Raw genomic sequence first — 13,494 nt, forward strand, 5'->3', positions numbered from 1 at the left:
TAAGGAATAGCTTACTTGGCAACGTTAACGGGTTTCTGGCTTATTCGGCACGATACGATGGCACATTTAAACTCCACTTATCATGATTTGGCCAGGCTTGTATACAAGAAGCTAGCGAAGACGAATTATCCGCAGCCCAGCGAGAGCATATTAACTCATCTGTTCGAAAACCTGTTTTTTACCAGCCTCAAAACAGAAGAAGGCCAGCTGATTAAGGTCACGGTCACCTTTATCGACCCTGCAGACCCCGACCCCAGCCCGCCGGAACGCATCGTGGCCGACCGCTGGAATTATATCCACTTCCGCAAGCGCATTCCCTTCACCGTCAAGAACATCGTGAAGCTGTCGAAAGCAGCCGACCCCTGGAGCTCGTCGCTGGCCGTGTACTACGACGCCAATAATGAGCTGTATATCTGGGGAATGATTGACCAAGCGGTTCACTACCAAGACTTTCTCAACTACGAAACCGAGTCAGGCTCCGAGCAGCCTGGTTTTTTCCAGACTTCCATATCCGACATCGGAAGCATTCATGTAATGCTCGATTATGAGCTGATTGCCACCTTAAAACAGAATACGCTGATCAGTAATTATGTCGATGTTTTCAGAAAAGGAACCGTCAATAAAATATTAAAGTCGTTTTCTGAGCCTTACAAAAAGGCCATACGGAGTTATATTAATAAATATTATAAAGATGAAGATCCCAAGGACTGGGACGAGTACATAGAAACATCTATTATTCAATCATTATCTCGCATTCTACTTAAAAGCCAGAATTATCATCACGGGGGGGCTTTTTTGATGACACCCTATAAAAAAGCCGGTTTAATTGTGAAGCACGAACTATCATACGACCGATTATTTAAGGCAATTGTAAATTATATTCAGCTAAATATCTCGCATTATAAATACTCAAATGCCATAGCCGATCAGTTCTCAAGAGATGAGAAAAATTTACTTCCGGTATCGTTGTACGTAAGCGAAAACGTATCAGAAGCGCAAAAAAATGAGACGAGTGATGAAATAAAAGGCGCTATCCGGTTTATTTCTTCCCTTTCCTGTATTGATGGCTTAGTCGTGCTCACCACTGATTTAAAAGTTAAAGGTTTCGGCACCGTTATTCGGTCTAAGCCCATGCCGCCGTATGTGTATGTGGCCAAAAGCGCCACGGTGAGCGACGACAAAATAACGGCCGTAAGTTCTAATCAATTTGGCACCCGGCACTGCTCTATGTTTTCTTACTGCTGGAATAATAATGGCAGCTTGGGCTTTGTTATTTCTCAGGACGGGGATATTCGCGCCATTACGAGAGTAGAGGACAAATTAATTATCTGGGAAAATATCAAAGTCCAACAATTTATTAAAAGCGATAAAATAAGCAGGCCGCTTCATATTAAAAGCGACCTTGGCAAACAGCTGACCCAGCCCAGCACAATTGTGCACCGGGAAGGATGAGGCAAAATGCTGCGTATGCTGAACAGACAGTAAAGGCGCCTTACCTTAGCCCGGCGGGTACGCCCGCGCGCTATCATTCTGCCTCCCCTATCTGTTTGCATTTATGCTGAAAGCCTCCTTGTGTTTCGTGCTATTCCTGACAACTATACTGGCCCAGGCCGGCCCACCCGAGCCCATTCTCGTGACCAGCCCCGACGGCGCGGTGCAAGTCACGGTCAGCGTCACAGACCAGGGCGTGCCCACGTATTCGGTGGCTTATCGACAAACGAAGCTGATCGGACCTTCCCGCCTGGGTTTGCAGCTGGCCGATGCTGACTTAACTCAGAATCTCAAGCTGAGCAGCGCGGGCAAAACCACTCCCGTTTCCGACAGCTACACCCTCACCAATGACAAGCGCTCGGCCTGCCGCTACCAGGCCAATCGGCGCGAAATTGCGTTTTTGGGCAGCCAAGGGCGCACGCTCAGCGTGGTGTTTCAGGTGTCGAACGACGGGGTAGCATTTCGGTATGCGCTGGGGGGCAAATCCAAGGAGAAACAGCGGATTCTGGCCGAAAAGACCACTTTTAAGCTGCCAGCCGCAGCCAAAGGCTGGCTGCATCCGCACGCGGTAGCCCAAACGGGCTGGTCGAATACCCAGCCTTCTTACGAGGAAAAATACAAGCTGGGCTTGGCGGCCGGCACCCCATCGAGTTTGGGGCAAGGCTGGTCGTTTCCGGCGCTGTTTCAGGCGGCCGGGCACTGGGTGTTGCTGACGGAAGCGGGCATGGACCGCAGCTATGGGGGCACCCACCTGGCCCATCTTTCGCCCGACGGCGAGTACAGCATCGCCTTTGCCCAGGAGCGCGAAGGCACCACGCCCACGGCGAGCACCGCGCCCGAGTCGACGCTGCCGTGGAGCACGCCGTGGCGCGTGCTGGTGGTGGGTTCCACGCTGGGCACTATCGTCGAGTCGACGCTGACGACCGACGTGAGTGCGCCCGCTAAAATCAAGGATACCGCCTTTATCCAGCCGGGCAAGGCCTCCTGGAGCTGGGCTTTGCTGAAGGACGAGGCCACGGTGTATGATGTGCAGAAGCGCTTCGTCGATTACGCGGCCGACATGAAGTGGCGCTACTGCCTGATTGATGCCCTGTGGGACAAGCAAATCGGGTACGATAAAATGACGGAGCTGGCCACCTATGCCCGCACCAAAAACGTGGACCTGCTGCTTTGGTACAACTCCAACGGCAGTTGGAATAAAGCCCCCCAGACGCCCATAAACGTGCTTTTTGACCCGGCAACGCGCAAAAAGGAGTTTGCCCGCTTGCAGCAAATGGGTATCAAAGGTGTGAAAATCGACTTCTTCGGCGGCGACGGGCAGTCGATGATGGGCTACTACCAGGACCTCTTGGACGATGCGGCCCAGGCTAAGCTGTTGGTGAACTTTCACGGCACTACCATCCCCCGCGGCTGGACACGCACCTATCCCCACCTGATGACTATGGAAGCTGTCCGCGGCTTCGAGTTTCTGACCTTCGCCCAGGCCGATGCCGATGATCAGTCCACGCACTGCGCGATGCTGCCCTTCACTCGCAACGCCGTGGGCCCCATGGATTTTACGCCCGTCTGCTTTTCCGAAATCCCAAAGGTTAACCGCCTTACCACCAACGGCTTCGAGCTGGCGCTTTCGGTGCTGTTTCAATCGGGCATTCAGCACTACGTGGAAGTGCCGGAAGGCATGCAAAAGCAGCCGCCCTACGTGGTGAACTTTATGCGGAATTTGCCCCCCAGCTGGGACGACGTGAAGTTTCTGGACGGTTTTCCCGGCGAGTACGCCGTGGTGGCCCGCAAAGCCAACAACAAATGGTACGTGGCCGGCATCAACGGCACCCCCACCGACCGCACCATCACCCTCGACCTATCCAAGCTGGGCGCTACCAAAGGCGGCACCCTCATCACCGACGGCACCACCAACCGCGACTTCAGCACCCGCAGCTTTACGGGCACGGCGCTCACACTGCCGGTAAAGGCGCGCGGCGGATTTGTGCTGGAGTTGAATTGAGAGCAGCTTATTATGCAGTCAACTCAATAGTAAAAATCTATATAATGAGAATCGAGCATTTAACCCTGGTCATACTGTTTTTATTTTCATCTTGTAAACCAAGATTAATTAATCACAAAATAACAATAGAAGTTTTTGATACTAGTAAGACTACACTATTAGGCGTGAAGAGTAACAATTTCAGAGGAACTATTTTCACTTATAAATATCCTTTTACTTTATTACATGTATCAGATATTGATTCTCTAAAAAGGTTTACACCAACATTAGAGGAGTTACAAGAGGCAGAATATATCTTATCAAGAAAACTACAGTTCGTAAATAGGAGTCGCATGAATCAATCAGATGATAATCCGATAATTCATAAAAATTTAAATAAATATTTTAGACAGTATGTAGGATTCGTTAATAAAAAGGGAGACAAGATAATACATATCAATTTTCATTGGGATGAATATACTCTTGTTGACAAGATAAGAGGCTCACTAGATACAAGACTTAAATACGATTCTGATTATTCAACAGTATTTGATGGTGGAAGTTATTATTGGGAAGTCAATGTTAACCTTACTAAAAATAAGCTGTCTGATCTACAAGTTAACGGAACATCATAATTCCATGTAAAAAATTATTTACCGCTCAAACACCGCCAACTGCGAAGGCGCCCCTACTTCTTCCGCCTCCGGCCCTAGCGGTTCCACGCGCACGCGGTAGCCGTGGCGCTCAGCAACTCCCGCCGCCCAAGCCGCGAACTGCGCCCGCGTCCACTCGAAGCGGTGGTCTTGGTGACGGAACTCCCCGGCAGATAGGGTTTCGTAACGCTGGTTGTAGTCGGCGTTGGGCGTGGTGACGAGCACGGCGCCAGGGCGGGCGCGGGCGAATACCACCTGCTCAAACGCCGCCAGCCGGTTTTCGTCGAGGTGCTCGATGACTTCGACGACGGCCGCCGCGTCGTAGCCGCTGAGGCGCGGGTCGTGGTAGAGCAGGGAGCCTTGCACCAGCGTGAGTCGCTCGCGCTGCTTGGGGGGCATTTCTAGGATGTGCAGGCGCTCGTGGGCGCGTTGCAGCTCGCGGTGCGACACGTCCATGCCCAGAATGTGCTCCACGTGCGGAATTTTAAGCAGCCGACGTACCAGCTTGCCTTCGCCGCAGCCCAAGTCGAGCACGCGCTTGGCTCCGAGGCGTCGGATTTCTTCGGCTACGCGGTCGAGGCGGTGGTCGTGGAGGCTTTGCTTCTCGGCTTGTTCAACGACGGCCTCACCCCCTAGCCCCGCATCTGCTTTAAGCGCAGAGTCCCAAGGAGAGGGGGGACTAGCTTTTAAAGCTAATTCTAGATCAGATAGGCCAGAAGTTAAACTAGAGCTAGAAATACTAGAATCTAGTTCCCCCTCTCTTTGGGAGAGGGGGCTAGGGGGTGAGGCCGTCGTAATCGTAAGGTCAACCTCCCCTGCCAGCAGCCGTTCAAGCGTGGGGTCCACATACTCGCGCAGATTTCGCAGGTAGCGGCGCGTGATAAATTCGCGGTCGGGGTGCTGGGGCAGCCAGTCGGCGCCGCGGTGCAGGAGTTTGTCGGCCTCGGCCTGCCCGATGTAGTAGTGCTTATCGTTGTCGAGGACGGAGATGAGCACGTAGAGGTGGCTCAGCAAATCGCGCAGACGCAGGGCCGGGTGGCGCAGGCGGAGCGTGAAGTAGCGGCTGTCGCCCCACTGCGGCACGGTGGGGTCGAGCGGGTGGGCTTCCGTTTCGATTTCGTAGCCCAGGGGGGCAAAAAGGCGTTGGAGCTGGCTGGCGTTGGCGGCAGGCAGGGCGGCTACGGTGGCTTCTAGGGGCAGAAGCGTGTCGGGCAGGTCGGGGCGGTCTTTGCAGGTGCCGTTCATGGCCGTGTTGAAGGCTTTAACCAGGGCCGTGCTCATAAAAGAGGAAGCAGCATAGGGCCTATCATTCACGTATTGCTCCAGAGCAAAGCCTTCGCCGGCCCAGCCGCGGTGGTTGCGCACCAGCGCCACCGGATCTATGTCGAGCAGTAGAGCAGCCGTGCACCGCTCCGCAGTGGCTTCGGGATAAAAGATGTGGGCCTGCCCGTAGGCAATGTCCACCGATTGCAGGCGCGCCGGATTCTTGTGTAGCAGGTAGCCCAGATCGGTGGCGGGCTGGTGAGTGGTAGTAATAGTGAGCAGCATAAGGAGAAGCTAAACCGGCACAAAATGCCCCCCAAGATACACTTGGCCGGGGCAAGACCGCTAGCCGGCTGTCATCGATAATCCGGTTTCAGGAGGGCTGAAATCAAGGGGAATACAGAGCGGATTCTTAACAACAATTTGTATATACATTTGAGTAAAACATCCATTAAACATTTGTTTATAAATTAATAGTCAACACATTATACTATCACACTTATATTCCGCAAAGCAAATAGCGAGAGGCCATAATCTCTTCTCAGGGGTATTCTGCTGCTACCTTAGGCCAGAGTCAGAGAGCTCAACTCATACCGTTTTGCCCCCCAGCAAGTCGCCATACCAGTGGCCGGAGTCTTTGATGGTGCGCTGCTGGGTGTCGTAGTCCACGCGGACCAGGCCGAAGCGTTGGTGGTAGCCCTCGGCCCACTCGAAGTTATCGGTGAACGACCAGGCGAAATAGCCATCTACGGGCACGCCCTCGCGCTGGGCGCGCAGCACCTGGGCTATGCAGGCGCGCAGAAAGGCTTGCCGGGCGGCGTCGGGCACGCGGCCGTTGATGAGCTCGTCGGGGAAGGCGGCGCCATTTTCGGTAATGAGCAAGCGGGGGGCATTTTTGTAGCCGCTGAACTGCTTGAGCATGTGATAGATGCTTTCGGGATACACCTCCCAGCCCATCGTAGTGTGGGGCACGCCGCGCTCGGCGGCGCCTACCAGCTTGGCCCACACCAGCGGTATATAGGGCGAATGGCGCACCACTTCGCGGGTATAGTTCTGGATGCCCCAGAAGTCGAAGGCAAAGGGCAGGCGCTGCTCGTCGCCGGGTTTCATGTAGCGGCTGAGCCAGCCGAGCACGGGCGCTTCGGTTACCGGGTAGCCCAGGCCGAGGGCTGGCTCCACGAACAGGCGGTTGAGAATGGCATTGGCGCGAGCGGTGGCGCGCTGGTCGCGCAGCAGGGCGGGCCGCCAGGGCGTGAGGTAGGAGCAGGAAAACGTGGTGCCAATCTGGGCGGTGGCGGGGAGTGTGGCGCGCAGGGCCCGTCCGCCTTCGGCCTGGGCCAAAGCGGCGTGGTGCGTGCTCGACAAAAAGCCCCCCAGCCCCCGGCCGCCGGGCGCGTGAATGCCGATCATGTGGCCGGCACCCGTAAAAACCATCGGCTCATTCAGCACCATCCAGTGCTGCACCCGGTCGCCGAGGCGGGCGGCTACGTGCTGGGCATAATCGGCAAACCAGCCCACGATGCTGCGGTTGGTCCACCCCCCGCGCTGCTGGAGGGCGGCGGGCAAATCCCAGTGGTAGAGCGTAGGCCAGGGCGTGATGCCGCGCTCCAGACAGCCATCTACCAAACGGTCATAAAAATCCAACCCATTGGTATTCAGCTCGCCCGTACCGCTGGGCAGCACCCGCGACCACGCCACCGAGAACCGAAAGTTGGGGATGTGGAGATGCCGCATCAAATCCAGATCGGTGGGCCAGCGGTGGTAGAAATCGGTGGCTGTCCGGGCGTGGGTGTTGCCCCGAATTTTTTTGGGACGCCGCACGAAGTCATCCCAGATGCTGGGCCCTTTGCCATCGGCGTCCCAGGCGCCTTCGGTCTGATAGGCCGCGGCCGCCACGCCCCACCGGAAATCAGGGCCAAAATCGGCGCGCGAATAGGTCTGGGGGGCATTTTCGGGAAAGAAAGCGGCCGACAAGGCAGCGGCAGAAGCAGGCATTCAGACAGTAACTAAGGACAGCAGGCACCGACGCTCGAATCAGGAGAAGTGACTAGCCTGATCTGCTTATTTTTGGCTACGCATACGGGTAAGCGGGGCAAGAAGATCAAGCTGTGGCTTTCATTGAAAAGCAACTTTCAGCGTTACCACAGGGTTTTCTGTACTCTATAAACTGAGGTAATCAGCGAGGCGTGCATTATTGAAGGCTTCTGTTAGCATGGTTTGCAGCCACAAAAACACTGGTCGGTTGGTACAAAAGCAGCGCACTCGCTTACCTTCCATGAGTTAAAGTCGCAGATTTGGGTTGAGCCTTACTACTGGACATGAAAAGTAAAATCGGCTGTTTATGCGCCATTTAACTTCCCGGCTATGAGTAAAAATGTCCTTTTAGGAATCCTAGGACTTTGTATGCTCGCATTTGTTGCGGCATTTTTCATTGGTCGACTCCAGCGGGCAACTCCTGCCCGCATTCCTCAGCCCACCAGCCGGGCAGTGAGCGCCCGCCGGACCGAATCGGCGGCAGCGGTAGCCCGGCGGGCCAGAATGCAGGATTCGGTGGCCGCCGTCCTGCTGGCGCAAAGCTCTGCTGCCGCCCCAGACGAAAAGGAGGTGCCCGCTGAAAAGGAGCTGGCTGAGGAGCCAGTTTTGCCCCCCACGCCCCCCGCTCCTCCCCAGCCTTCCCCGGCTGAAATAGCGGCCGCCAAGCAGCGAGCCGCCGAAAACCGGATAGCCATAGCCGCCCGCCGCGCCCACGCCGACCAGCTGCCCGACGAGTTCAAGAAATACTATGCCCAGGAATTGCCCGAAGACGCTATCTCGGATGAGCTGAACGTCCGGGCCCGCGTCTCGGGTGCTCAGGCCGAGAATATTACCCTTTCCTCGCCCGCATTCAATGAAGACAACAAGGATTTCGTGCTCGAGCAGGTGCGCAGCGAGCTGACCGAGCTCGGCTTCAAGCAGGTATCCATCACAAACGGCAAAGGCTTCACGACCAAAACCCGCTTTTAAAGCCAGACAGCAAGTTGGCTTTTAGCGCTTGAAGTAAACCGTGAAGGTAGAGCCCACTCCTACTTCGCTTTCCACCTCAATTTTGCCCCCCGCATTCTCCACCATCTTCTTGACCATATACAAGCCCACGCCCGAGCCTTCCACGTGCGTGTGGAAGCGCTGAAACATCTGAAACAGCTGACGCTCACGCGTCAAATCAATGCCTAGGCCGTTGTCCTGTACTTTCATCACCACGTGCGCATCTTCTTCGTGGCAGTGCAGGCTTACCTGCGCCGGGCGGTCGGGATGGCGGTATTTGAGGGCGTTGCTGAGCAGGTTATAAACCACGGAGCGCAGGTTTTTCTCCGAAAAAGCAACCACCGGACAACGCAGCACATCCACTTTCAACTGCGCATCGGCTTCCTGAAGCAAAGGAGCCAGATCCAAGCGCACATCTTCCACTACTTCCGCCAGCATCACCTGACTAACGGCCTGCCCATGCTCCTTTTGCAGCTTCGAAACGTCAGTTAGGTGATTGATGGTGGATTTGAAGCGGTCCACTGCGCCCTGCATCAGCTCCAGAATGTAGTCTACTTCGCCCGACCGGTCTTTCGTGGGCAACTCTCCCGATAACACACTTACCAGGCCCTCGATGTTGGTAATAGGCGCTTTCAGGTCGTGGGAGGCCGTGTAAATAAAGTTGTCCAGGTCGACGTTGATGCGGGTGAGTTGGTCGTTGGCGGTTTGCAGCTCCGCGTTCAGGGCCTGGGCTTTGTCGCGGGAGGTGCGCAGCTTTTTGGTCAGGCGCTGCAACGCCAGCTCGGCCAGCTTCTGCTCGTGCACATCGATCACCGTGCCCACCATGCCCTCAAACTCGCCGGCTTCACTAAAATGGGGCAATCCGCTGTCGGTTACCCAGCGATACACGCCGTCGTGGCGCCGCAGCCGGAAGAGCTTATGGTAAGGGGCGCGGTTGGCGTTTGCCTCTACAAAGGCAGTGCCCGCAGCGGCGGCATCCTCGGGATGAATGGCTCCCACCCAGCCCATGCCCAGGGCCTCGGCGGTAGTTTGGCCGGTGAAGGTATACCAGGGCTGGTTGAGGTAAGTACAATATCCTTCGGGATCAGTCACCCAGAGCATAGCCGGCGCGTTGTCGGCCATCAGGCGAAAGGACTCTTCCCTCTCTTCCACCATGCGCCGGGCCAGCACCTGCGCCGTTACGTCCTGAGCAAACACGAATATCCCATCAATGGCCCCCTGCCCGTTGTGTCGGGCCTGAAAGGTAAAGCTCCAGTAAATCTCCTCCATCGGGGCATCTCGGTAGCGGGCCAGCATCAGGGGCAACTCGTGCGCCACATAGGTTTCTCCCGTTTGGTAGACTTGCTTTAATATGCCGGGAATGGACGTATCGGCCAGCTCAGGCAAGGCTTCCAGCAGAGGCTTGTCGAGCAGGTCGCGGCCGGGAAAAATTTGCTGGTAAGCAGGGTTTACCAACTGATACACCAGCTCAGGCCCGTCGAGAATGACGATGGGTGTGGGCGCTTGCATGAATAGCTGATCCAGCTGCCGCTGCTGGGCCTCGCGCCGCTGGCGGGCCAGTACCTGGTCGGCCACATTGTAGGCGAAGGTGGAGATGCCCACAATCTCGCCGTTTTCGCGGTAAGCCTGGTAGGTAAAAGTGAAGTACATCTGCTTGGGCGGACGGCCATCGGGCTGGGCAATCAGCAAGGGCAACTCCTCACCGAAGTAGGTTTCTCCGGTATGGTAAACGTTATCCAGCAAGTCCACAACGCCCGCCTCTACGGTTTCAGGCAATGCTTCGGCTACGGAGAGACCAAGCAGCTGGCGGTCGGGGAAGAAAGCCTGATAGGCGGCGTTGACATACTCGTAGCGATGCTCGGGCCCGCGATGAATGCAGATGGCAGCCGGGGTGTGCTCGAATATCTGATAGATGGCTTTGCTGGCTTGGGCCTGGCGCTCGGCACCCGCCCGCAGCTCCGACTGGAGTGCTTCGGCCTGCTGACGGGCACAAAACTGCTCGGTTACCTCAAAGGCAAACACGAGTATGCCGTCAATCTGTCCGCGCTCATTGCGGCGGGCCTGTTGAATGTAGTTGAAATAACGGTCCTCCAGCACCCCATCGGGCCTGGCAACGGGAACGAGGATGCCAAGCTCTTCGTGTGTTACGCCTGTCTGATAAATTTGACGGAACACCTCCACCGACGAATGATTGGCTAGCTCGGGCACCGCCTCCACAAAGGGCAGCCCCAGCAGCTGCCGCCCCGGCAACAGACGCTGGTAGCCGGGGTTTACCAGCTCAAATACAAAGTCAGGCCCCGAGAGAATGCAGATGGCAGCGGGCGCTTCCATAAACAGCCGTTGCAGCTGCTGCCCTTGCCGTTGAACTTCGGCTTGGGCCTGAGCTACTTCTATGAGGGTGCGGGGTTGGTCGGGCGTATCGCTCAGGCTTACCAGTAAGCTCTGGCCCGAGCGGCGGACGGCCAGGCGGTAGTAATTTTGGTAGCCATCGGCCTGGTACTGCACATCTTGCTGCCCAGGCTCCCCGGACTCGAACGCGTGGAGATGGAGGGCGAACGTGCCATATGCCTGACTTCGCGGCCAGTGCTGCAAGTGCGTCAGGGCGGGCTGCTCAGGCAGGCTCAGCATGCGCTGGGCGGCAGGGTTCACGTACGCAAAAGCAAAATCAACGACGCTGCCGCTGCCATCCGCATCGTATACCGGACGATAAATAATCAGCCCGGTAAGCGATACATCGAGCACGCCCCGTAGCACCTCATCCAGCGGCTGCAGGTCATGCAGACCAGGCATAAGTGAGTTCGGGACAGTGTCAGAATGGAGCATTTTGTGGCAGAGAAAACAAAGGCGACGGGCATAGGGGCCCGCACGAACAGCGCAAGCTGGAGAGCTAAGATAACAGCGCTGTAAGGAGCATAAACCAAAAAAGTGCTCAGACTTCTCAGCTTAGGGCGAAGTTCTGAACACTTTTTTTAAGCTTATTATCTTAACCAGCTACAAGAATCAGGAAGTTATATAAGCAGCAGATGTAACACTCGCCTCCTGAAAAAGCCCCCCAGCGCTTATTTTAAGTGTTCGCGCAGCAGCTTGTCCAGCACAGCAGCGGTTTCGTCGGGATAGTTTACGGGAATGGGCTCACCAAACTGCAGCCATTGGTCGAGGCCATCGAGGTGCTTGTCTTTGAGTCCTTTCACTACAGGCACGCCCATCCTGGCCAGCGCGGCGGCGTTGCACGCCTGCTCATACTGGTTTTTCATGGGCACCACAGCCAGCTTCTTGCCCAGAAAGAGTGCCTCGGCGGGCGTCTCGAAACCGGCCCCGCACAGCACACCGGCGCTACGGGCGAGGCTATCGGTGAAGGCCGCGCCGCTTACGGGGCGTACGCGCACATTGCCGTACTCCGCTTCCTTTTGGCTGTGCTTGCTGAATACCTCCCAGCGCGTGGTACGGCTGAGGTAGCGCAGGCGCGCCACCAGCGTTGCCTCGTCGTATGCCGGCAGATACACTGTGTAGTGCTCCTCATTGGCAGGAGTCAGGGCGCGCACCTGCCCCCGGATGACGGGCGTGTACGTGCCTTCATCGTAGCGCTCGAAGTGAAAGCCGTAGTGAGCCGTGGCGGGGGCGTAGTGGCGTAGCACCATACGGCCAACCACGTCGGGACGCTTGGGCCGGGGGGCATTTTTGGTCAGCACAGCGCTCTGATGGCTCAGGGAAATGCACGGCACATGGCGCAACCGGCACGCCCACGCCGACACCGGCTCGAAGTCGTTGATAACCAGATCGTACTGCTCTACCGGCAACTGCCGCATCTCGCGCACGAAAGCGGGAGCATTTACTTGTCCAAATGTTTTGGTAAAGCTGATACCGCCACTTTTTCCAAACACGAAGCCCATGCCGTGAAACTGATACTGCACCGGAAAGGGCAAGGCCAGGTCGGCCGGCGGACCGCTCACGAGCACATCGAGGTGGGAGGCGCGCTCCTGAAGCAGCGGAATAATATCGCGGGCCCGGCTCAGGTGGCCGTTGCCGGTGCCTTGAATGGCGTAAAGAATACGGGGCAAGAGAATGAGATTAAACGTGAAATAATAGAGCAACTGTTGAGGTAGCAAGCTCCGTGCTATTTCGGCATTTATTTGGGTTATATGTAGATCGGGCTTTATAAAGCAACATTAAGTCTACTTTCCAATCCTGATTTCTACGACCAGCGCCGCTTCCGGAGCGCCAGTCACCTGATCGGCCGAAGCAGACCCGCCGCAAAGATCAGGGCGGCCCATGACCCCAGCGTTACCCCGTTATAATAGGTTTGTCATGCTTTTTGCTATGGCGCGGCTATGCCGTCAAGCTTCAGCTTGGGGCGGCACTCCACTCCTGCTTTTATCGCGCTACAGCGCAGGCTCATTTTTCCTTCTTACTTATTTCCATGAAAAAACTTTTACTCCTCTGCTGCCTCGTATCATCCTTTGCTGCTACGGCCCAAAAAAGCCAAAAGTCCAAGGACAAAGAAAAGGAGAAGGAAGAGCGCAAACAGCGCTATATGATTCCCCAAAAGGATAAAGACTGCGCTTATATCTCCAACGTGACTAAGAATACGGGCGAAGACTCCGAAGCCGCTGGCACCGCCACGCGCCTGGCTTATCGCCCCTACGAGGAGCTGCTGACCGAAATCAACGCCCTGCGCAAGATGAATAACTGGGCCGACACGACATATCAGCGCCGTTTCAACAGCCTGCCCGCCGGTGGCAACTTGGTGGTAACCATGTATCGGCGTGGTGCTCAGAACGCCGACCCTAGCCTGCTTACCATCACGGCCAAGAATAAAGCCGGGGAAGAAGTATTCAGCCAAACCCCAGCCGCTGGTAATGGCCGCTTCTGGAACCGTGACCTCTACAAGAGCGAGCGGACTATTCCATTTGTTAAAACCGAAACGCCACAGCCCCTCACCGTTATCATCACCGACTCCAAGCTCCAGCAGAACTTCGAGTACGTGGTAGATCCGCAGGGTTAATTTAAACGTCAGGCAGAGCGGCAGCGAAGCATCTCGCGTGCTGACACTGGATTACTAATCCTGCAAAACACGCGAGATGCTTC

Annotated in this window: 9 protein-coding genes; 5 read left to right on the forward strand and 4 right to left on the reverse strand. The window is 56.0% G+C overall.

The features are described 5' to 3' along the window. The first annotated feature begins 15 nt into the window (after nt 1-15). From IEW06_RS16660 to IEW06_RS16670, 3 genes are all read left to right on the forward strand, one after another. Nucleotides 16-1,452 (forward strand): putative sensor domain DACNV-containing protein, encoded by a 1,437-nt coding sequence (locus IEW06_RS16660; RefSeq protein WP_229743153.1) that lies wholly within the window; start codon nt 16-18, stop codon nt 1,450-1,452. A gap of 103 nt (nt 1,453-1,555) precedes the next feature. After that, nucleotides 1,556-3,493, forward strand: a complete 1,938-nt coding sequence (locus IEW06_RS16665; RefSeq protein ID WP_187731693.1) for a glycoside hydrolase family 97 protein — start codon at nt 1,556-1,558, stop codon at nt 3,491-3,493. A gap of 44 nt (nt 3,494-3,537) precedes the next feature. Beyond that, the gene (locus IEW06_RS16670) at nt 3,538-4,107 is read left to right on the forward strand and encodes a hypothetical protein (protein WP_187731692.1); all 570 of its coding nucleotides are present in this window, start codon (nt 3,538-3,540) and stop codon (nt 4,105-4,107) included. An 18-nt stretch (nt 4,108-4,125) separates the two neighbouring features. Here IEW06_RS16670 and IEW06_RS20775 read toward each other — a convergent pair whose 3' ends face one another. Further along, nucleotides 4,126-5,673, reverse strand: coding sequence for a 3' terminal RNA ribose 2'-O-methyltransferase Hen1 (locus IEW06_RS20775; protein WP_223284486.1), 1,548 nt, complete (start codon nt 5,671-5,673; stop codon nt 4,126-4,128). Nucleotides 5,674-5,976: 303 nt separating this feature from the next. Next, nucleotides 5,977-7,383 (reverse strand): GH1 family beta-glucosidase, encoded by a 1,407-nt coding sequence (locus IEW06_RS16680; RefSeq protein ID WP_188548616.1) that lies wholly within the window; start codon nt 7,381-7,383, stop codon nt 5,977-5,979. A gap of 408 nt (nt 7,384-7,791) precedes the next feature. Between IEW06_RS16680 and IEW06_RS16685 the strand changes: the two genes are divergently transcribed. Continuing rightward, complete coding sequence (locus IEW06_RS16685; RefSeq protein ID WP_187731691.1) at nt 7,792-8,391, forward strand: hypothetical protein; 600 nt, start codon at nt 7,792-7,794, stop codon at nt 8,389-8,391. 21 nt (nt 8,392-8,412) lie between these two features. On the opposite strand, the gene IEW06_RS16690 is transcribed toward IEW06_RS16685, so the two are convergent. Both IEW06_RS16690 and IEW06_RS16695 read right to left on the reverse strand, forming a co-directional pair. After that, entirely contained in the window at nt 8,413-11,232 is a 2,820-nt protein-coding gene (locus IEW06_RS16690) for a PAS domain-containing protein (protein WP_188548617.1), read from the reverse strand. A 236-nt stretch (nt 11,233-11,468) separates the two neighbouring features. After that, nucleotides 11,469-12,467, reverse strand: a complete 999-nt coding sequence (locus IEW06_RS16695) for a glycosyltransferase family protein (protein ID WP_187731689.1) — start codon at nt 12,465-12,467, stop codon at nt 11,469-11,471. 359 nt (nt 12,468-12,826) lie between these two features. Between IEW06_RS16695 and IEW06_RS16700 the strand changes: the two genes are divergently transcribed. Further along, on the forward strand, nt 12,827-13,411 hold the full coding sequence (locus IEW06_RS16700; protein WP_187731688.1) for a hypothetical protein: 585 nt from the start codon (nt 12,827-12,829) through the stop codon (nt 13,409-13,411). The last annotated feature ends 83 nt before the right edge of the window (nt 13,412-13,494 follow it).

The sequence above is a fragment of the Hymenobacter qilianensis genome (assembly GCF_014638675.1).
Taxonomy (GTDB): domain Bacteria; phylum Bacteroidota; class Bacteroidia; order Cytophagales; family Hymenobacteraceae; genus Hymenobacter; species Hymenobacter qilianensis.